Genomic DNA, 19,025 nt, shown 5'->3' with positions numbered 1-19,025 from the left:
AGTTTGACAAAATCCGATACCCACTCCTATAGAAAAGTGGCTGTTGCCGCTTGTTTTGGTACTTTTTTAGAATGGTATGACTTTCTAACTTTTGCTACCTTAGCAGTCATCTTTGGCCCCTTATTCTTTCCCTCTAGCGACCCTAATACCGCCCTATTAGCCAGCCTAGCCACCTTCGGTGTGGGCATGGTAGTCAGACCCCTAGGCGCTGCCTTTTTTGGTTCACTAGGCGATCGCATTGGCCGTAAACCAGTGTTTATGATCACGATTAGCTTGATGGGTTTTGCCACGGTCAGTGTTGGCTTTTTACCTACCTATGCCGATATTGGTATTTGGGCAGCAGTCTTACTAGTAGGGCTCAGGCTCCTTCAAGGCCTTTCTGCTGGCGGTGAGATTGGTGGGAGTGCGGTTTATCTGACCGAGCATGCTGGAAATGAATCTCGTGGGTTCAAGACAAGCTTTTTACAACTCATGGGGCCACTGGGAATTTTAGTCTCGACTATTCAGGTGGCTTTACTTAGGCTCTATCTTAGCGATGAGCAATTTCAGTCCTGGGGTTGGCGGGTGCCGTTTTGGATATCACTACTACTGCTGATCATTGCGTTTTGGATACGTAGCTCCTTAGAAGAGACCCCTGTTTTTCTGGAACTTAGTAAAAAAGGAGCAAAAGTAGAATCACAACTGGTCAATAACTTTAAGGATCCAGAAATTCGTAAGAGAATGTTTTTACTGTTCTTTTGCGTTTCGTCTAGTGGCGCTATATTATTTTTCTGTGTGCAGGTCTACACGGCGATTTTTCTCAAAACCTCTGCCCAACTTCCAAGTGGGCTAGTGGATCAACTCAGCATCTACGCAACGTTGATTCTTTTCCCACTGACTATTTTTGCGGGATGGTTGTCAGATCAGATTGGTAGAAAGCCAGTAGTGATCTCTGGCCTTGTATTTGGGGCAGCGTTTATTTACCCGGCATTTGAGATTTTGCAAATGCTCAGCACCGAATATCTTCAGTCTGGCCAATACAGCTTCGTAGTCAAAATTGGAATGGTTCTGACTGCTTTATCACTGCCACTTGCATTAGTTATCGGCCCGCAAACAGCGCTACTAGCCGAGCTCTTTCCAGCCAAGAGCAGAAATAGTGCAGCTACCCTCTCCCATAACCTGGCTGCCGGATGGATAGGCGGATTATTGCCTCTTATTGTTACTGCCCTAAATCAATGGTCTGGGAATAGTGTTGCCGGGCTTTGGTATCCCACTGTATTTCTGGGATGCGGGGCTGTTATTGCATTGCTTTATCTGCCAGAAACCAGAAAAAATAATCTAAATCAGTAGTTAAATGTAATTTAATGTTTTTTCACAGCCCTAATTACGTATTGCAGTGGAAGAGAATCGCTTACGGCCACTTGAGGATCTGCCCCAGCAACTTTTGCCATCTCAGCAATGAGCGGTAAAAATCTTTCTCTCATTGGCTCATCAAAAACTCTAGGAAGACCTGCCTCAATCGCAAATCCAGCTTGATCAAACATTTCCACAATAGTCTGACGCGTAAACCATCGTAAGTGTGTTCTATCCATTAAGCCATCTTTTTCGTAGCGAAAATCACCAACACTTAGCCTAACCTGTAATGACCAATGCTGAACATTAGGAATGCATGCCACGATTGTGCCACCCTCTGGAAGTGCCTTATGTATAAGATTTAAGATTGTCCATGGATCTCGAAGGTGTTCGAGAGTATCTCCAAAAATCCAACAATCACGATCCTTCATTAAATTCCAAAACTCAACGCCCGCCTGCTCTATATCAAGTACAGCAGTTTCATTACAGTAACGAAGTGCAGATTCCGCATAGGCAGGATCAATTTCTATTCCGAAATAATTAACTTCGGGGGAAATTTTTTTAAGCTCCCTGGCAAGAGACCCGGAGCTACACCCAATTTCAATGATTTTTTTGGCTTCAACGGGGATTAGATTTAGTAAGTCGGGGTTATGAAACTCATGAATAGGTGTTTGATCCATCATTGACCCCACTTTTGAATATAGGCATCATAAGAATTTTTCCAAGATGGCGAGCCAAAGTTTCCACCGCTTTCATGTATCAAAGAGATAGCTGCGGTACCACATGAAAGCCCTCTTATTTCCGCCTGCCTGCATATGTCCATGTCATAAAAATGAAAATCAAATTTCTCGTCAAATCTAATATAGCTTCTGATTAGTGTCTCACTAAATGCTGCCAGCATTACTCCATCTAATAGCATTACTTGCTGCATAGGAGGCCCAAAAAAACTTAAGTCATCTGGGGGGAAACATTTACCATGTCCTATAAGGCCACTTAAATTCTCTTGAGCATCAAATTGCAAAGTTAAATCTGGGAAAGCCCAGCTCGGCTGAAAAGGAACTCTTCTTTTATTTCCACAAACACCAACAATTGAGAATACTTGCAGGGCATTAGCAAGAGCATCCATCCAATGATAATCAATCAAATGTACATCATCATGCATGAAAATAAGAAGTGATGGAGAAGCTAAGCAAGATTCTATTACTGAATTATAAATCTTAGAAAGGCCTAAAGAATTTTCAGGAAATAAGCAAATCTCGATTTGTGGCGATTGATAAAGAGCTAAAGATCGTCCAGTTGCTGTATTTGCATAAAAAGAATCTGAGCTCTCTCTGGTCGCAACAACAAATTTAATGTTCATTGATAAAGATATTTTCTGGCATTAGATCATTTTTGGATAAATTAATAGCCTCAATATAAGCAGCCTCAATAGTCCTAGTAAACTCGATAGAATTAAATAACTTTGTGGAAAGCCTATTTTCTTTTAATTTATCTTTTATAACCTGAATTTTTTTAGGGTTCATTGCAAGCTCTACAGCTAAATTTTTATATTCTTCAATAGAGTAAGTAATCATTTCCGGCAAACTTATAGCGGTTAATAAGCTAGCACCCATTCGGGCTGAGAACGTCTCTCCCGTTAGAGTCAAAACTGGCAGACCCGCCCAAAGGGCATCACTCGCTGTCGTACCTGCATTATAGGGGGATGTATCTAAAAATAAGTCGCACACACGGTACCTGGCTAAATATTCCGAATATGGCAAATGCTCACTAAAAATAAGCCTCTTTCTATCCAGACCGCGAGCTTCAAATTCAACAAAGAGATTATTTTTTACTAAATCATTTGCAGCAAATAAAAATAAAATACTATCTTGAGCTAATTTCAATACATCACACCATGCATCAAAAATTTTAGGGTTTATCTTATAGCTGTTATTAAAACAGCAAAAGGCAAACGATTCAGACGGTATCCCAAAGTCTTCTTTTGTAAAAATTTTCTCTGAAATTTTTCTTTTAGAGTCGTTTACTTGGAAACTTGGTAAATAAATAATCTTCTCAGAATAAAACGCTTGATATTTTTCTGGAATCGCTACCCTATCAGCAATAATGTAATCGATATAATCAGCCCCAGCCGTTCCTATATATCCAATATAGCTAATTTGAATCGGTGCGGCTCGAAACGAAAATATTCCCAACCTACTGTTTTCTGTTAGACCACCCAAGTCTACCGCTACATCAATTCCCATAATTCTTGTAAGCTCAGCAACCTCTTGATCATTTTTATTTGTAATATCTATAAATTGGTCAAAAGAATTTTTTAATCTTAAATTCATTTCTCCTACTGGATGATCTCCTATTGAAAAAGCGTATATTTCAAATTTACTTCTATCATGCAGCTCAAAGAGCTCGGCAGTTAAAAATGCAACTGGATGATTTCTTAAATCTGGTGAGTAATATCCAATCTTAATTTTTTCTTTTATTGGGGTGGTGATATTACCTAAGTTTAACAACTGGGGGTGCTCGGATTGTGTGTAGCGGCGCGCCAAGAGTTGATTGAACTCTGGATCATCATAGGCAGCTAAGAACGGAAAGGGATGGGCTTTTGCCTTACCTTGAATAAACTTTTCTTTAAATTCATGAAAATGACAATCTAGATCAATCCAATCGCAGATATTCATCTTAACTTCTAAATAAGAGCCATATGCATAATCAATACTCCCATCATATTGGATTGCGGCCTCATAAGATTTCAGCGCCAAATTAAAATGACCTAACTTTTTGAGTGCGTTACCTTTTCCATTATGAGCTACTGCGTAATGAGGATGCAGTCTAATGGCCTCATCATAACTTTCTATCGCTTCATCATATCTGCGCATATCGCACATTACATTTCCGCGGTTACTGTAGACTTCCATGTAATTTGGATCAAGAGTTATAGCTTTGTCATAACTTTTTAGAGCCTCTTGAGGAAGGTGAAGTTTTCTTAAAATATTCCCTTTATTGCTATGAGCAAGTCCATTCTTTTGATTGTATAAAAGAGCTTTATCAATCATCTTTAAGGCTAAGATAAAGTCTGTTTGGATGGCATAAATTACAGCCAATAGCCTATAAGCTTCTGATTCTTTGGGAGACATCTTAAGAGCTTGTTTTAAAAGTCTTTCAGCATTTACAAAGTCATTCCTTTGCAGAGATTGCATTGCGAAGTTTAGAGTTTGACCGGTTTGTGGGTTCATATGATTATGAATTTGGTCGTTTATTAAATTGAAAGTAGGTTAACTTTAATTTAAGAGAAGTGGTGCCCCTTGTCCGACTCGAACAGACCACCTACTGATTACAAATCAGTTGCTCTACCAGATGAGCTAAAGGGGCAACGATCAATATTGTAGCCTACTTCACAATCGTCAAGCTTGGCCTATTGGGCTTAGGCTTGTCTGCAGGTGCATCTGACCGCCCTGCAACGTGCAATGCGGATACCTTTGCTGGATCAAATGGGAAAGACATTCCCTGTCCATTTTCCTTGGCATAAATTGCCAATATATGCGTCACAGGAACCATGATTTTTCTAGGTATCCCCCCAAATCGGGCCTGAAAGCTAATCCAATCATTGTCTAGATTAAGTTGATGGCAAGCCTCTACAGAGAGATTGAGAACGATTTCGTTATTCTTGACGAACTCCATTGGCACTTCCACTCTCTCATCCACAAATACTGCAATGAAAGGCGTAAAACCAAAATCCGTGCACCACTGATGTAGAGCACGGATTAGGTATGGTTTGTTGCTTGGAACGTCAGACATGCTGATATTTCCGCTTACAGAATGTGTCGCTTAGCGACGCATTACCTTTTCAGAAGGTGTTAAAGCTTCGATATAAGCAGGTCTACTGAAGATACGCTCGGCGTACTTGAGTAAAGGAGCGGCATTACGGGATAAATCAATACCGTAATGCTCTAAACGCCACAACAATGGTGCTATTGCAACGTCCAGCATGGAGAACTCTTCGCCCAACATGTACTTATTTTTTACAAAAATCGGTGCAAGTTGAGTTAAGCGATCACGAATAGCCAAACGCGCTTTTTCATGGACCTTCTCAGCAGGCTTGCCTTTTTCATTTTCTAAAGCTGATACATGTACAAACAATTCTTTTTCAAAATTGAAGAGGAAAAGGCGTGCACGTGCGCGAGCAACTGGATCAGGCGGCATCAATTGTGGATGAGGAAAACGCTCATCAATATATTCGTTAATGATGTTGGACTCATACAAAATCAAGTCGCGCTCAACCAGAATAGGAACCTGGCCGTAAGGGTTCATCACAGAGATATCTTCGGGCTTGTTAAACAAGTCCACGTCACGAATCTCAAAGTCCATGCCTTTTTCGAAAAGCACCAAACGGCAGCGTTGCGAGAATGGGCAATTAGTACCCGAATACAACACCATCATAAATTTATTCCTTAAATTGCTAAATCAATACAACACATTACTGCTTTAAATTTAAATCTGAATCTGGATATTAAGTTAAGCCCGAATCACAGCTCATCATTAGTGAATATCTTTCCAATAGGCTTTATTTAAACGCCAAGCCAACAAGGTAAAGATTGCTAAGAACAAGAGAACAATTACGCCAAGACGCTTGCGCTCTAATTGAACTGGCTCAGCCATCCAAGATAGGAAAGACACTAGGTCAGCAATATTGTCGTCATACTCTTGGGGCTTCATCGTGCCTGGGGTCAACTGCTCATACCCAACAAACACTTTCTCAACCCTAGTCTCATCGTGCGGATCTTTACGATCCTCAAACTTCGCTGCTCTCTCACCTTGTAGCTGCCATAAAACATGGGGCATACCTACGTTTGGATACACAAGATTATTCCAACCTGTTGGCGTGGTGTCGTCTTTGTAGTAAGTGCGGAAATAGGTATACAGCCAGTCTGTTCCACGTGCGCGGGCTTCAACAGATAAGTCTGGTGGTGTTTTACCGAAATACGCCTTGCCATCCTTTGGCGTCATCGAGATGGTCATCAAATCGCCTACTTTGGCATCATTCAGAATCAAGTTATCTTTGATCTCTTGATCCGTCAAACCAATATCGCGTAAGCGGTTGTAACGCAAACTTACTGCTGAATGGCATCCCGAGCAATAGTTCACAAAGATCTTGGCGCCATTTTGTAGTGAAGCATTGTTACTAACGCGGTTAGGGGCCTTATCTAATGGAAAGCCTCCCTCGCTAGCATTAGCCGCTAATCCAAAACCTAAGGCGGCGAGCAAAACCGTAGCCTGCAGTAAGCCCGTTACAGTTCGTAGAATTCGTTTCATACTAGTTCCTAATTTTTCTCAGGGATTAAATTAATGGGCTGCAAAAGTAATGCGATCAGGAACCTGCTTGAATGTACCAAGCTTGCTCCAGAACGGCATTGCTAAGAAAAAGCCCAGATAATAAATAGTGCAAATCTGAGAAATCTTTTCATATACGGGTGATGGTGGCTCAATACCGAGGTAACCCAAGATAATGAAGCTGACCACGAACACACCATAGATGTACTTATGAAATTGCGGGCGATAGCGAATGGATCGCACTGGTGAGTGATCAAGCCAAGGCAAGAAGAATAAGATCACTACAGAGCCACCCATGATGACCACACCCCAGAATTTGGCATCAAACGCATAAAAGCCAGCTGCCAAAATAACGGCAATCGCAACGCACGCGCCTTTGACTTTAATCTCTTTGCTACGTAAGGCAAACATGCCTAATATCAGTGCCAAGAAAATCCACAATGGCAGCAAGAAATTAGTCGTAGTGGCACGCAACATCGAGTAGAACGGTGTGAAATACCAAACCGGTGCAATGTGTGTTGGTGTTACAAATGGGTTTGCAGGGATAAAGTTATTCGCCTCAAGAAAGTATCCGCCCATTTCTGGGGCAAAGAATACGATTGAAGCAAAGATGATTAAGAAGCCGCCCAAATACATCACATCATGAACGCTGTAATACGGATGGAAAGGAATGCCGTCTACTGGATTGCCTTTGGCATCTAGCGTATTTTTAATCTCTACGCCATCTGGATTGTTTGAGCCTACTTCATGCAATGCCAAAATGTGGGCCGCAACTAAACCAATCAATACCAATGGAATAGCGATCACATGGAAGGCAAAGAAGCGGTTGAGGGTAGCATCACCAACAACATAGTCACCGCGCAACCAAAGGGATAAATCTGGCCCGATTAGCGGAATAGCGGAGAACAAGTTCACAATAACCTGAGCACCCCAATAGGACATCTGACCCCAAGGCAGCAAGTAGCCAAAGAAAGCTTCGCCCATTAAGCACAAGAAAATGGCGCAGCCAAAGATCCAAATGAGTTCACGAGGCTTACGATATGAGCCGTAAATCAAGCCACGGAACATGTGCATATAAACCACCACGAAGAACATAGAAGCACCAGTGGAGTGGGTATAGCGAATCAACCATCCCCAAGGCACTTCGCGCATGATGTATTCAACAGATTCAAATGCCTTAGCTGCATCTGGCTTGTAGTTCATTACCAAGAAAATACCGGTAACAATCTGAATTACCAAGACCACAATTGCCAAAGCACCAAAGATGTAGAAGAAATTGAGGTTTTTAGGAGCGTAGTACTCGCTCATATGGCGTTTAAAGGCCTCGGTTACTGGTAACCGTGAGTCAACCCAAGCCATCAATTTGACAGCTGCAGATGAGCCTGCAGGGACTTCTTTTTCGTGAAATGCCATTTATCTCTCCTTAGGCCTTCTTATCGTCGCCGATGATAATCTTGGTGTCGCTTAAATACATATGCGGCGGTACTTCAAGGTTATCGGGAGCGGGTTTATTCTTAAACACACGGCCTGCCATATCAAAAGTAGAGCCATGGCAAGGGCAAAGGAAGCCGCCTTGCCAAGTATTCGGCAAGGAAGGCTGTGGGCCTGATTCAAACTTAGGGGTAGGCGAGCAACCAAGGTGGGTACAAATACCGACCACTACTAAATACTCAGGCTTGATGGAGCGCCATTGGTTTTGTGCGTATGAAGGGGTGTATTGGGCTGGATCCCTTAAAGAATCAGGGTCTGCAAGCTCAGAATCAATCTTAGATAGCTCTGCCACTTGCTCAGGGGTGCGACGCACAACCCAAACTGGCTTTCCGCGCCATTCAACCATGCGCATCTCATCTGGCTTCATATCGGCGATATCAATCTCCACTGCCGCTCCGGCAGCCTTGGCGCGCTCTGAGGGCTCAAAACTGTCGACAAAAGGATATATGGCAGCAGCAGCGCCAACACCACCTACTGCTGAAGTAGCGATCAGCCACTTGCGGCGGTCTTTATCCATACTGGGGTCGTTACTCATTTACAAAATTCCTTGGAAGAATATTTATAGGTAGAAAATACTTAAAGATGAGATTTTAAAGTAAAAATTGAGGTGTGTAAGTAAGTTGTGTGGATAATCCCCAGGAAATTGGGATTCAAATCAAAAGAAAGGTCAATATGAGCGTTTTAAAGGAATTTAGAGACTTTGCAGTCAAGGGCAATGTGATCGATTTGGCTGTTGGCGTCATTATTGGCGGGGCATTTGGGAAAATTGTGGATTCCCTGGTCAACGACATCGTCATGCCAGTGATTTCTACCCTACTGGGTGGCCATATTGACTTTACCAACCTCTTTTTAGTCCTGGGCAAGATTCCTGAAGGCATCCCCCGTAACTTTGATGCCCTTAAAAAGGCTGGTATCCCCATCTTTGCTTATGGCAATTTCATCACCATATCCATTAATTTCATCCTATTGGCGTTTGTAATCTTTCAAATGGTCAAGATTGTGAATCGAGTCAGAGCAATGGATGAACCTCCTGCGCCAGCAGAGCCTGAAAACACAACCTTACTCCGAGAGATACGAGACCGCTTAGGTAAATAACTGGCCCCTAATGACACCCTGACGCCTCAAAATGATGCGCTTCCTGTTCTCAAGAATTACTCTGTAAGTTTTGAGAATACTTTTTTAGAACCGGCAGTGGTTAAGCAGTTCTTTATTCTATCGAACAGGTTGCCGCTCATTCTTATTGGATAGTCTCGCTCCTCGCATACTCGAGGATAAGTGTCATATGATTTTTACTTTTTATTTAATAAGCTTTTTTAAGCTTACTTCCGCCTAAAAAATATTGCCGATTGATGCCATCAATATACTAAATGCACCCTTCATTTAGCGCAGGAGATGATGCCACATGGACTACTTATGACTTAATGAACGTCTACACCCAGTCTCCACAGTCAGTAGTGCGTTGATATCTACTCCGTACATTATTAATTACTTTTGATATTTTCAATACGTTTTTGTAACCGTTTTTGCGGGTACATGACATTGAGTTTAGGATTTGGTCGTCTAGCCTATAGCCTATTTAAATCACCCCTTACTCGCTCCAATACCCCCTCCCAGTCACCTAAACTTTTTTGTCGATATAGCTTTACCGAAGGATACCAAGGGCTATCACTTCTACCCAAAAACCAACGCCAGTCTGGTGCATAAGGCAATAAAATCCAGGTCGGCTTTCCTAATGCTCCCGCTAAATGTGCCACACTAGTATCCACACTAATGATTAAATCCATTAACTCACAAAGTGCCGCTGTATCTGCAAAGTCTTGCATTTCATCGCCATAGAATTGGATATGAGGATTTTCTAACAAAGTAACCTTATCAGCCTGTCGCACGTCTTTTTGTAAACAGACGTATTTATATTCTGACGGTAAGTACGAAATAATTTTCGAAAGCTCTAAGCTGCGATTGTGATCATTTTTATGAATAGTGCTGCCACTCCACACGATGCCGACTCGTGGCACGCTGATTTTTCCCAGCTTATTTCTCCATGCAAGTTTCTTTTCTTCGTTACTTTGGATATAGCGAAAAGATGACGGAATAGTTTCCAGTGCAGTATGAAACACAAGAGGCAAGGATAACAAAGGGCATTGATAATCAAAATCTGGAATTTTTTGACCCTTGGCTACTATTTCACTTATACCCTCTAGGTTTTTTAACAGCGGAACCAAAGGAGGCTGAACTTCTAAAATTACCTTCGCTCCAAGCTTAGCCACTAATTTGGCGTAGCGACAAAAGTGAATCGTATCTCCCATACCTTGCTCTGCGTACAAAAGAATAGTTTTCTCTTTAAGCGACTGGTCACCCAACCAAAGTGGCTCTGAAAAGGTTCGGACGAGATTTTTTATTTCTGCCGTCTTCCATCTCACTTCGTAACCTTTCCACCCCAGTTCAAGATTACCATTCAGGAGCAAAGCCAAGGACTTATTCCAAGCTACCTCTACATCACTAGGATCTAATTGAATAGCTGCATCATAATTAAAATTTGCCTGATCTAATTTATTCAGCTTCATAAATGTGTTTCCACGATTTAAGTATGCAGTTGTAAATTTCGGATGTAGCTTAATGGCTTCATCATAGTCCATTAAAGCCTCTTCATATCTCATCAGACCATCTAGTGAGCTACCTTTGTTTGACCATGATTCCGCCAATTTTGGATCTAGATGAACAGCCTTATCTAAAAATATCAGCGCCTCTTCATGGCGCAAGAGCTTATTAAGGGTGGCGCCCATATTAACCAGCGCTGAATTATGGTTTGGGTTTAGTTGAAGGGCTTTTTCATAAAAAAACAGAGCCTTGCGATCATCTTCTTTTCTTGAGTAAATGAACCCCAAACTATAAAAAATTTCTGGCTCATGCATCAGTACAACTGACAGTTGCGTAAGTATTTCAATAGCCAGATTAAGCTTGTTGCTCTCTGCACACTGTATTGATAAATTGAAAAGATAATCTAAATTATTGCCTCCCTCTTCAATTGCATCCAGTATCAATGACTGACTTAGAGCTAGATCATCTTCCCTAATATGTTTAATTACCTTAGTAATAGATGATGTCATACAAACATTATCTGTAAATGCTCTAGTTAAATCAAGTTATTGCCCGCTATTCTCAATGGGAGATTCTGGCACCCCCTCGGTTCATTTTTGACAATATCGCCTATCTACTGAATCAAGGAAATATCAGACACAATGTGTAAGCAGTCTGAGTGTGAATGTAAAACTGCAAACCATACAGAAAAATCACTATGTCACCATAGTGGGTCTATTTAATACGAAACCAATCTTCAACTAGCTCGCGCTACTAGACCGTAAGAAAGTGTGGTGATTGCCAACAATAAATCACGTTAAATATGTAATGATTAGAAAATAATAAATTTAGCGCCCCTGGCAAGCAAGCGGCATTTCCCATAACGGCTTCATCTGACTGTAGTCGCAATTTACTCCAATTGGTGAGGTTGTACTTGCCAAACAACCGCTAAGTGCAAGTAGCCCGATCGCCATACAAATTGCTGCGCATTTCTTCATATTTTCACCTCAATATTTACCCCGCTCTTTTTTACAAAAGAGTTTTAAATATATAAAAAACCCACTGTGTTGCCACAGTGGGTTTTATTTATTGCATAACTAATCTTTAGCTAACTTGCGTTAGCGTCAAATTAGAAAGTGTGACGTACGCCAACTGCGTAGTTGTTAGCACCCAAACTTGGCTGACTTGCGCTAGCACTTGACTGCTGTGTTGAGCCAAAAATTGCATACAAGTTTGTACGCTTGCTTAGGTAGTAGTTAGAGCCCAACTGATAAGCAGTGAAGTTCACTGTTGGGTTAGCTACGCCGAATGAGTCATAACGACCTGTACCAGCACTTGCCCAAGCTTCAATTGCTGGAGTGATGTAACTACGAACACCGATCTGCTGAGCAGTACGACTTACATAGTCATTTGCTGTGATCTGTGAAGTTGCTTTACGGTTGATGTACTGAGCGTATGCCTTCAAGATACCGAAGTCATATGTACCAGCGAAATACATTTGGTTGTCGCGTACGTTTGTTCCACCAGTAGCGTTAGACCAAATTGCTGGACTAACATTGTTCGCTGACTGACGTGAATTCAAAGCCTGGTAGTTTGCTGTTACCAAGAGTTTTGACCATGTGTAGTTAACGCCAACACCCCAACCGTTTTGGTTGTTAGTTCCGCCGGTTATAGTACTGCCAGTCGCAGCTTGAGTTGTATCTTGGTTGTTAGCTGTGTAAAACGCTGTGCCTTTGAAACCAGCAACAGTATTTGACTCTACTTTAACCATGTTTGATGTACGGATTGTGTAGCCATCAGTGTTACTTGTAGAAGTTGCTTGAACAACACCAGCATTGCCGCTGTTAGCAGGAGCGATTGGATAGATTGCGTCGCCAACCATGTTGTTCTGCTGGTTTGCAGAAGTTACTGCTACAGCACTGTGGATTGGTGTGTACTGAGTACCAAAAGAGATTGCACCGATTTTGTTGTCTTTTAAGCCAACAAAAGTTTGACGGTTGTTGAATGTTGAAGCTGTTACGTTGGTTGGCTGAACACCAGTTTCGATAGTGAAGAATGCAGACATACCGCCGCCTAAATCTTCAGTTCCACGGAAGCCTAAACGACTTGTGGACTCAGCAGATGAGCCGATTGAACTGTAAGTACCTTTTGCTGGAACGCCAGTAGATGATGCACTGCGTACGTTACCGCCAATGTAACCAACATCCAAAATACCGTAAACAGTCACTGATGACTGAGCTTGTGCAGCTGATGCAAATGCACCGATTGCTGCAACTGCTAGTAGTGATTTTTTCATTCTTTAAATCTCCATAAATTGAAAGTAATGCCCAAATAAAAATGGGACTTACGAATTTTGCTTGTATTGCCTTGCTAGACTGGTGGTTAGGGTATTTAAGCGCTGTTTTTGCTTGTCAAAAGATAGTTTTTTGGCTTTCTTCGTTGTATCAGGGCAACAAGGCCTTTGTTTTCTGTCTTTTTAGGCCTTTGAATGCCAAAATTGTCATATGGCAAGCCGTGAATTCTTAAAAATCCTGCAGTCCGCCCGTTTAGGTGATGTTTCCGCGCAACAAAATGTAGCTGCGGCTTACCTCACTGGCGCCTACAAAACCCCGATTCAACCCTCTAATGCTTTGATTTGGCTAGAAAAATCCTATCTTTCCATTAGCAATCAAGAGCTTAGCAATTTAAGCTTAGAAATTAGTCTAGGTTCTGGCGATAACCCCAATCACCCCCAATTGGTTGGCATTTTGGAGCAAATTGCTACTGTGCCTTTGGCTGCTACCCTCAATTCAACTGCTTTTGGCTTTGGCTGGGAAATGTTTTGGCAAATGGCGCAAATGGATATATCAGTAAGTCAGGCTGTCCAGTGGCAACTGGCCGATCTACTACTACACCCAGATAAAAAAGCACTTCAAGCTCATCTTGTTAATTGGCTTACAAATAAACGCAGTGAGCATCGCGAACAGAGCGATGGTCATTTTGTATCTTTGCAAAAACAAGCAAAAGAATTTTTAAATAATCTAGCGGCTATCGATACGCCATTTACCTTGTCAGCAAAAACCTTACTCATTCAACTGCAACCCAGAGACGAGGCACTCTCCTCACTCTGGCATGCCTGGTTGGACGATCAAAATGAAAGCGCTCTATTGCAAGCGGCTGAGCTTGGCCTCACTGTTGCCAAGTACACCTTAGGCTTAAGACTGGCACAAACAACTCAAGCTCCCACATTAACGAATAACAGCTCTGGAAAATCGAATGCCTATTTGAAAAAGGCAGCCTATTGGTTAGACATGGCAGCAAAAGATGGTGATCGCAATGCTTGGTTTGCTTTAGGAGAAATGTATCGCCGCCCTCAGTTTTCTGGATACAGCGCAACCGAGAGCGATCGTTGCTTTGGTATGGCAGCAGATCTAGGTCATGCACAGGCGCAGTTTTTAAAAGGCGCTCATTTATGGCGTAAGCGAGAAAAGTTCGAAGAAAAAGTACGCGGTCTGCAAGCTTCTTACTGGATATGGCAGGCTCATCAACAAGGCGTACCTGAAGCAAAATTATTACTTTCTAAGGTTTTAGAAAATATTAGCAATCAAGAAAGCAACGATTGGCATCGCCTGGCTACCTATGCCCAAACGGTCATTAGTCATCATGCCGAGCATCAACTGGATCAAGAATGGCTTTTAATGTGTCATCGCCTCATTATTGCCAATCAATTTAATCTGAGCAAAGCTGAGCTTTTACTATGCGAAGTTAGCCAACTACAGCATGAGCATTGTGTGGTGGTAGACATCAGACATGAGCTACCCAAAATACTTCCTAGATTAATTCAGATTGATACCACCCAGCAACGCCGTTGCTTACTAGCGGCAGCTAAAGCATTTGTAGGAAGTGAATCAGATCAAGAAGGCAATCTGCGACAAAGACGCTATCGGTTTGATCGGCTAACCGAGTGGCTTAATACTCACTACGCGCAAGATCAAGCGGTAGTCTGAGCACCCGAATCATTGGCATCGGCAGAGTCATCATCGGCTGGCTTGGGCACATAAAAACGAGCAATCAACAGGCCTAACTCGTACAGCAAGGTCATTGGCACCGCTAATAAGAGTTGCGAGAGCACATCTGGTGGGGTAACCACTGCAGAAATCACAAAAGCACCCACAATCACATAAGGGCGGATTTCTCGTAGCTTTGCTAAGGAAACAATTCCCATGCGCACCAACACAACCACCACTACCGGCACCTCGAATGTAATACCAAATGCTAAAAAGGTAGTCATGGCAAAACTCAGATAGTTATCGATGTCAGTCGACATCTCCGCGCCCAAGGGAGCGTTGTAACTAGCCATAAACTCAAAGACCGTTGGGAATACCAGAAAGTAAGCGAAAGACATGCCGAAGATAAATAAGCTGTAACTACTCACTACCAAGGGCACAATTAATTTGCGCTCATGTTGGTAGAGGCCAGGGGCAATAAACGCCCACAACTGATACATCACGACTGGTAAGGCAATCAGAAAGGCCACCAGCATGGTGACTTTCATGGGGACAAAAAATGAGCCGGTGACATCAGTCACAATCATTTTTCCGCCAGCAGGCAGGGCCTTTAATAGGGGCTGCGCAAACAAATGAAAAATGTCAGGCGCCCAATACACCAAAGATACAAAAACGATGATGATGGCTAGACCAGATTTAATAACCCGATCACGTAATTCATATAAATGCGATAGGAATGATTCTTGAAGACCGGAGTCTTCGGATGTATTGTTATCTGACATGCGTAATTAGTTATTACTTGCGCTATGGTGAAAGCGCTTCATTCTGGCGGCGCCCGATTGCACTCGAGTGCGGATGCCTGCTGAGCGTTTGAACCAAACAGGCCTAGCTGCACGCCGCACACCCCAGCTTTTACGCCCTTGGCGCATAGACTTACCCAGCACCTCTTTGGCGTCTAGAGGTGCTCTGGTGTAATTACTTTCGTAAATATCCGCTTGATCACTCAGGTTTGCTTGTGCCTCATGAACTGTTGACGCAATGCTGTTTTCTACTTCTTTAAACATCGAGGTACTGTCTTCGCGAAGCTTCTTAAACTCCTCGACTTCCATTTGGCGACTAACCTCAGATTTGACATCCGCCATGTAACGTTGTGCGCGACCAAATAAGTTGCCAGCCATGCGGGCAACCTTAGGCAGACGTTCTGGACCAACCACCACCAAAGCAACGACTGCGATGAGTGCGAGTTTGGAAACTCCAAGGTCAATCATGGGTACATCGCATGATTATTGCTTAATGTCTTTAGCGTGCACATCTACCGTTTTTTCAGCAACAGTAGCGTTTTGCTGTATTTGATCTGGGGTTTCTGTCTTAGGCTCTTCAGATGTTTTCATGCCATCCTTAAATCCTTTAACAGCACCACCTAAATCAGCACCCATATTGCGTAGTTTCTTAGTTCCAAATACCAACATCACGATAACCAACACAATTAACCAATGCCAAATGCTAAATGAACCCATCATCAATCTCCTTGGATTATTTTTTCCACGGGCGTGGTCCGCCCATCACATGCAGATGTAGGTGATAAACCTCCTGACCTCCATCTGCACCATTATTTACTACTAATCTAAACCCGCCATCCATACCAGGACGACAACCCTGCTCTTTTGCTAGCCGGGGTGCTAATTCCATCATTCTACCTAGCATTGGCGCATCGACAGGCTGCGCAGACTCCAGCATGGGAAGGTGATTCTTCGGAATAATGAGGAAATGAACCGGTGCCGCAGGGTTAATGTCATTAAAAGCGTAGATTTCCTCATCCTCATAGACCTTTTGGGAAGGAATAAGGCCTTGAGCAATCTTACAAAACAAGCAATTGGGATCATGACTCATGACATTGCACTCTTTATTCTTTATCAGCAGCTTTACGGGCCGCTTTCTCTTCAATACCCGAGGTGCCAAGGCGACGCTCTAGCTCGGCAATGACGTTTTCAGGGCGAAGATTAAATTGGGATAGTGCAATTAAGCAATGAAACCAGAGATCGGCGATCTCCCCAAGCAATAACTGCTGTTGCTCGGGCGCTAAATTGGCATTACGAGAATCCTTTGCTGCCATCACTGTCTCGGTAGCTTCCTCACCAATCTTCTTCAAAATCCCATCATCACCCTTAGAAAACAGCAGCGCAGTATAGGAAGTCTTAGGGTCCATCTGACCCGCCTTGAATGCATCACGGCGCTGATCAACCACATTGGCCAAATTAGCCAGCGCAGAATCCAAATTCGATGAAAGTTGAGCTTGAGTTGTCATAAGATCATTTTATGTCTTTTGGGTATTGCAGGCGAAGTTTGATTACTTTTGAGGGGTAGATTCATCTAGCCAGCTTGTACCGGCACAATCCCAGCTCTGAAAAAAGCAACTATGCTGGCCAGTATGGCAAGCAATGCCATCTTTTTGCTCCACCAATAGCAAAATAGTATCCCCATCGCAATCCAAGCGAATTTCTTTTACTTTTTGGGTGTGGCCAGATTCCTCACCCTTGTGCCATAGCTTTTGACGTGAGCGAGTCCAATAGACTGCTTCACCCAAGCGCAAAGTCGCTAACAAAGCATCTCGGTTCATCCAGGCCATCATCAAAATATCTTTACTACCAAGCTCTTGGGCAATCACTGGAACTAAACCTTGCTCATTCCAGCTCACAGCATCAAGCCATGGCCCTGCTTCTATATTGGGATTTGGTGTAAATGGACTCATCTTTTGATCAACTCTACACTTTTCTAATACGCGTTAAATACGAACAGGAATACCTTGGCTAGCCATATATTCTTTTGCTTGGCCAACCGTGTATTCACCATAATGAAAAATACTCGCTGCTAGTACGGCATCGGCATGGCCTTTGGTGATGCCATCGACTAAATGCTGCAAATTACCGACCCCGCCCGACGCTATAACCGGAACGCTCACAGCATCACTGACTGCCGCGGTTAACTCCAAATCAAAACCATCTTTGCTGCCATCGCGATTCATACTCGTGAGCAAGATCTCGCCAGCACCACGTTTAGTCACCTCTGTTGCCCATGCAACGACATCCATTCCCGTAGCCGTTCTGCCGCCATGGGTAAAAACTTCCCAATGACCGGCTGGTGTTTTTTTGGCATCGATCGCAACAACAATGCACTGTGAACCATAGTGGGCGGCAGCATCAGAAACTAAATCGGGATTAGTTACCGCAGAAGAGTTTATGCTCACTTTGTCTGCGCCTGCATTGAGCAAACGTCTGACGTCCGCTACTACACGCACACCACCACCAACCGTCAGTGGAATAAAAACTTGTGAGGCAACAGCCTCAATGATGTGCAAAATAAGATCGCGCCCATCAGAGGTGGCGGTAATATCTAAAAATGTAAGTTCATCAGCGCCCTGCGCATCATAGCGGCGCGCGATTTCAATAGGATCACCCGCATCGCGTAAGCCAACAAAGTTGACCCCTTTCACTACGCGCCCTGCCGTTACATCAAGGCAAGGAATAATTCTTTTAGTGAGCACTGAATATCACTCTAGATAATTTTCTTAGTCAATTTGAGTGTTAACTCATCTGCGTATTGTTGGGCTGCCGTTAAATCTAAATCGCCAGCATAAATAGCGCGTCCCGCAATCACACCCATAATGCCCTCTGCTTCGGCTTCACAAAGTGCTTCAATATCTTGATTATTGGATAAGCCACCGCTCGCAATCACCGGAATACGAATCGCTTGAGCTAATTTAATGGTGGCGTCCATATTGACACCCTTGAGCATGCCATCGCGCCCAATATCCGTATAAATAATGGCTTCGACACCCCAGTCTTCAAACTTCTTGGCTAAATCAATCACTTCGTGTCCTGTGATCTTGCTCCAACCATCGGTAGCTACTTTGCCATCACGCGCATCGAGGCCAACCATGATGTGCCCTGGAAATGCTGCACAAGCGTCTTGAACAAAACCTGGGGTTTTTACTGCAGCCGTACCAATAATCACCGTAGAAATACCGTCATCTAATAAGCGTTCAATCGTTTCCAGATCACGAATACCGCCACCTAGTTGAACCGGGATTTCATTGCCTACTGCTTTCAGAATCGATTTGATTGCAGATTCATTTTTCAGCTTGCCGGCAAAGGCGCCGTTGAGATCAACCAAATGTAAGCGACGTGCGCCCTTACTGATCCAATGGGCTGCCATAGCACCCGGGTCCTCTGAGAACACCGTGGCTCGATCCATATCACCTTGCTCAAGTCGAACACAGTGGCCATCTTTTAAATCAATTGCAGGAATAAGTAGCAT

At 43.1% G+C, this 19,025-nt stretch carries 21 protein-coding genes and 1 tRNA gene; 3 read left to right on the top strand and 19 right to left on the bottom strand.

What is annotated here, in order from left to right:
* The first annotated feature begins 3 nt into the window (after positions 1 to 3).
* Positions 4 to 1,329, top strand: coding sequence for an MFS transporter (locus tag QUD86_RS00690; RefSeq protein ID WP_286297291.1), 1,326 nt, complete (start codon positions 4 to 6; stop codon positions 1,327 to 1,329).
* An 11-nt stretch (positions 1,330 to 1,340) separates the two neighbouring features.
* On the opposite strand, the gene QUD86_RS00685 is transcribed toward QUD86_RS00690, so the two are convergent.
* The 9 genes from QUD86_RS00685 to petA form a co-directional block, all read right to left on the bottom strand.
* On the bottom strand, positions 1,341 to 2,015 hold the full coding sequence (locus tag QUD86_RS00685) for a class I SAM-dependent methyltransferase (RefSeq protein WP_286297288.1): 675 nt from the start codon (positions 2,013 to 2,015) through the stop codon (positions 1,341 to 1,343).
* A complete protein-coding gene (locus QUD86_RS00680; protein WP_286297287.1) occupies positions 2,012 to 2,692 on the bottom strand; it encodes a glycosyltransferase in 681 nt (226 codons plus the stop codon). Before QUD86_RS00680 ends, QUD86_RS00685 begins: the two co-directional genes overlap by 4 nt.
* Positions 2,682 to 4,562: an O-linked N-acetylglucosamine transferase, SPINDLY family protein gene (locus QUD86_RS00675; RefSeq protein WP_286297286.1), complete on the bottom strand. Its 1,881-nt coding sequence runs from the start codon at positions 4,560 to 4,562 to the stop codon at positions 2,682 to 2,684. Before QUD86_RS00675 ends, QUD86_RS00680 begins: the two co-directional genes overlap by 11 nt.
* 60 nt (positions 4,563 to 4,622) lie before the next feature.
* Positions 4,623 to 4,698 (bottom strand) — tRNA-Thr (locus tag QUD86_RS00670).
* 18 nt (positions 4,699 to 4,716) lie between these two features.
* Positions 4,717 to 5,124, bottom strand: coding sequence for a ClpXP protease specificity-enhancing factor (locus QUD86_RS00665; protein WP_286297285.1), 408 nt, complete (start codon positions 5,122 to 5,124; stop codon positions 4,717 to 4,719).
* A 30-nt stretch (positions 5,125 to 5,154) separates the two neighbouring features.
* Complete coding sequence (locus QUD86_RS00660) at positions 5,155 to 5,766, bottom strand: glutathione S-transferase N-terminal domain-containing protein (protein ID WP_286297284.1); 612 nt, start codon at positions 5,764 to 5,766, stop codon at positions 5,155 to 5,157.
* Between the two features lie 99 nt (positions 5,767 to 5,865).
* The gene (locus QUD86_RS00655; RefSeq protein WP_286297283.1) at positions 5,866 to 6,639 is read right to left on the bottom strand and encodes a cytochrome c1; all 774 of its coding nucleotides are present in this window, start codon (positions 6,637 to 6,639) and stop codon (positions 5,866 to 5,868) included.
* Between the two features lie 30 nt (positions 6,640 to 6,669).
* Positions 6,670 to 8,070, bottom strand: coding sequence for a cytochrome b (locus QUD86_RS00650; protein WP_286297282.1), 1,401 nt, complete (start codon positions 8,068 to 8,070; stop codon positions 6,670 to 6,672).
* 10 nt (positions 8,071 to 8,080) lie between these two features.
* Complete coding sequence (gene petA / locus QUD86_RS00645) at positions 8,081 to 8,683, bottom strand: ubiquinol-cytochrome c reductase iron-sulfur subunit (protein WP_286297281.1); 603 nt, start codon at positions 8,681 to 8,683, stop codon at positions 8,081 to 8,083.
* A 137-nt stretch (positions 8,684 to 8,820) separates the two neighbouring features.
* Here petA and mscL point away from each other — a divergent pair, with 137 nt between their 5' ends.
* Positions 8,821 to 9,243 carry a large conductance mechanosensitive channel protein MscL gene (mscL, locus tag QUD86_RS00640; protein ID WP_286297280.1) on the top strand — a complete coding sequence of 141 codons (423 nt, stop codon included), beginning with the start codon at positions 8,821 to 8,823 and terminating at the stop codon, positions 9,241 to 9,243.
* A 470-nt stretch (positions 9,244 to 9,713) separates the two neighbouring features.
* On the opposite strand, the gene QUD86_RS00635 is transcribed toward mscL, so the two are convergent.
* Positions 9,714 to 11,255 (bottom strand): tetratricopeptide repeat protein, encoded by a 1,542-nt coding sequence (locus QUD86_RS00635; protein WP_286297279.1) that lies wholly within the window; start codon positions 11,253 to 11,255, stop codon positions 9,714 to 9,716.
* A 599-nt stretch (positions 11,256 to 11,854) separates the two neighbouring features.
* Positions 11,855 to 13,021 carry a porin gene (locus QUD86_RS00630; RefSeq protein WP_286297278.1) on the bottom strand — a complete coding sequence of 389 codons (1,167 nt, stop codon included), beginning with the start codon at positions 13,019 to 13,021 and terminating at the stop codon, positions 11,855 to 11,857.
* A gap of 208 nt (positions 13,022 to 13,229) precedes the next feature.
* On the opposite strand from QUD86_RS00630, the gene QUD86_RS00625 reads away from it, so the two are divergent.
* Positions 13,230 to 14,711 (top strand): SEL1-like repeat protein, encoded by a 1,482-nt coding sequence (locus QUD86_RS00625; RefSeq protein ID WP_286297277.1) that lies wholly within the window; start codon positions 13,230 to 13,232, stop codon positions 14,709 to 14,711.
* On the opposite strand, the gene tatC is transcribed toward QUD86_RS00625, so the two are convergent.
* Genes tatC through hisA form a run of 8 tightly spaced genes read right to left on the bottom strand, consistent with a single transcriptional unit; the run spans position 14,696 to position 19,025 of the window.
* Positions 14,696 to 15,493, bottom strand: a complete 798-nt coding sequence (gene tatC / locus QUD86_RS00620; RefSeq protein WP_286297276.1) for a twin-arginine translocase subunit TatC — start codon at positions 15,491 to 15,493, stop codon at positions 14,696 to 14,698. The genes QUD86_RS00625 and tatC overlap by 16 nt on opposite strands.
* A 6-nt stretch (positions 15,494 to 15,499) precedes the next feature.
* On the bottom strand, positions 15,500 to 15,979 hold the full coding sequence (tatB, locus tag QUD86_RS00615) for a Sec-independent protein translocase protein TatB (RefSeq protein ID WP_286297274.1): 480 nt from the start codon (positions 15,977 to 15,979) through the stop codon (positions 15,500 to 15,502).
* A 15-nt stretch (positions 15,980 to 15,994) separates the two neighbouring features.
* Positions 15,995 to 16,228 (bottom strand): Sec-independent protein translocase subunit TatA, encoded by a 234-nt coding sequence (gene tatA / locus QUD86_RS00610; protein WP_286298561.1) that lies wholly within the window; start codon positions 16,226 to 16,228, stop codon positions 15,995 to 15,997.
* Between the two features lie 16 nt (positions 16,229 to 16,244).
* Positions 16,245 to 16,601 carry a histidine triad nucleotide-binding protein gene (locus QUD86_RS00605; protein WP_286297273.1) on the bottom strand — a complete coding sequence of 119 codons (357 nt, stop codon included), beginning with the start codon at positions 16,599 to 16,601 and terminating at the stop codon, positions 16,245 to 16,247.
* 13 nt (positions 16,602 to 16,614) lie between these two features.
* A complete protein-coding gene (locus tag QUD86_RS00600) occupies positions 16,615 to 17,016 on the bottom strand; it encodes a phosphoribosyl-ATP diphosphatase (protein ID WP_286297271.1) in 402 nt (133 codons plus the stop codon).
* A 42-nt stretch (positions 17,017 to 17,058) separates the two neighbouring features.
* Positions 17,059 to 17,460 (bottom strand): phosphoribosyl-AMP cyclohydrolase, encoded by a 402-nt coding sequence (hisI, locus tag QUD86_RS00595; RefSeq protein WP_286297269.1) that lies wholly within the window; start codon positions 17,458 to 17,460, stop codon positions 17,059 to 17,061.
* Positions 17,461 to 17,493: 33 nt separating this feature from the next.
* Positions 17,494 to 18,252: an imidazole glycerol phosphate synthase subunit HisF gene (gene hisF / locus QUD86_RS00590; protein WP_286297267.1), complete on the bottom strand. Its 759-nt coding sequence runs from the start codon at positions 18,250 to 18,252 to the stop codon at positions 17,494 to 17,496.
* A gap of 11 nt (positions 18,253 to 18,263) precedes the next feature.
* Entirely contained in the window at positions 18,264 to 19,025 is a 762-nt protein-coding gene (gene hisA / locus QUD86_RS00585) for a 1-(5-phosphoribosyl)-5-[(5-phosphoribosylamino)methylideneamino]imidazole-4-carboxamide isomerase (RefSeq protein ID WP_286297266.1), read from the bottom strand.

The organism is Polynucleobacter sp. TUM22923, from assembly GCF_030295705.1.
In the GTDB taxonomy this organism is placed as follows: Bacteria; Pseudomonadota; Gammaproteobacteria; order Burkholderiales; family Burkholderiaceae; genus Polynucleobacter.
Note: the sequence above shows the minus strand (reverse complement) of the source record. Positions and strands in the feature narration are given on the sequence as shown.

Excerpts from the sequence above, each read along its gene's own strand:
- QUD86_RS00685 (WP_286297288.1), bottom strand. The coding sequence starts at position 2,015 with ATGATGGATCAAACACCTATTCATGAGTTTCATAACCCCGACTTACTA.
- QUD86_RS00650 (WP_286297282.1), bottom strand. The coding sequence starts at position 8,070 with ATGGCATTTCACGAAAAAGAAGTCCCTGCAGGCTCATCTGCAGCTGTC.
- QUD86_RS00655 (WP_286297283.1), bottom strand. The coding sequence starts at position 6,639 with ATGAAACGAATTCTACGAACTGTAACGGGCTTACTGCAGGCTACGGTT.
- QUD86_RS00660 (WP_286297284.1), bottom strand. The coding sequence starts at position 5,766 with ATGATGGTGTTGTATTCGGGTACTAATTGCCCATTCTCGCAACGCTGC.
- hisA (WP_286297266.1), bottom strand. The coding sequence starts at position 19,025 with ATGCTACTTATTCCTGCAATTGATTTAAAAGATGGCCACTGTGTTCGA.
- QUD86_RS00600 (WP_286297271.1), bottom strand. The coding sequence starts at position 17,016 with ATGACAACTCAAGCTCAACTTTCATCGAATTTGGATTCTGCGCTGGCT.
- tatC (WP_286297276.1), bottom strand. The coding sequence starts at position 15,493 with ATGTCAGATAACAATACATCCGAAGACTCCGGTCTTCAAGAATCATTC.
- tatA (WP_286298561.1), bottom strand. The coding sequence starts at position 16,228 with ATGGGTTCATTTAGCATTTGGCATTGGTTAATTGTGTTGGTTATCGTG.
- QUD86_RS00665 (WP_286297285.1), bottom strand. The coding sequence starts at position 5,124 with ATGTCTGACGTTCCAAGCAACAAACCATACCTAATCCGTGCTCTACAT.
- petA (WP_286297281.1), bottom strand. The coding sequence starts at position 8,683 with ATGAGTAACGACCCCAGTATGGATAAAGACCGCCGCAAGTGGCTGATC.
- QUD86_RS00630 (WP_286297278.1), bottom strand. The coding sequence starts at position 13,021 with ATGAAAAAATCACTACTAGCAGTTGCAGCAATCGGTGCATTTGCATCA.
- QUD86_RS00675 (WP_286297286.1), bottom strand. The coding sequence starts at position 4,562 with ATGAACCCACAAACCGGTCAAACTCTAAACTTCGCAATGCAATCTCTG.
- tatB (WP_286297274.1), bottom strand. The coding sequence starts at position 15,979 with ATGATTGACCTTGGAGTTTCCAAACTCGCACTCATCGCAGTCGTTGCT.
- mscL (WP_286297280.1), top strand. The coding sequence starts at position 8,821 with ATGAGCGTTTTAAAGGAATTTAGAGACTTTGCAGTCAAGGGCAATGTG.
- QUD86_RS00625 (WP_286297277.1), top strand. The coding sequence starts at position 13,230 with ATGGCAAGCCGTGAATTCTTAAAAATCCTGCAGTCCGCCCGTTTAGGT.
- hisI (WP_286297269.1), bottom strand. The coding sequence starts at position 17,460 with ATGAGTCCATTTACACCAAATCCCAATATAGAAGCAGGGCCATGGCTT.
- QUD86_RS00635 (WP_286297279.1), bottom strand. The coding sequence starts at position 11,255 with ATGACATCATCTATTACTAAGGTAATTAAACATATTAGGGAAGATGAT.
- QUD86_RS00680 (WP_286297287.1), bottom strand. The coding sequence starts at position 2,692 with ATGAACATTAAATTTGTTGTTGCGACCAGAGAGAGCTCAGATTCTTTT.
- QUD86_RS00605 (WP_286297273.1), bottom strand. The coding sequence starts at position 16,601 with ATGAGTCATGATCCCAATTGCTTGTTTTGTAAGATTGCTCAAGGCCTT.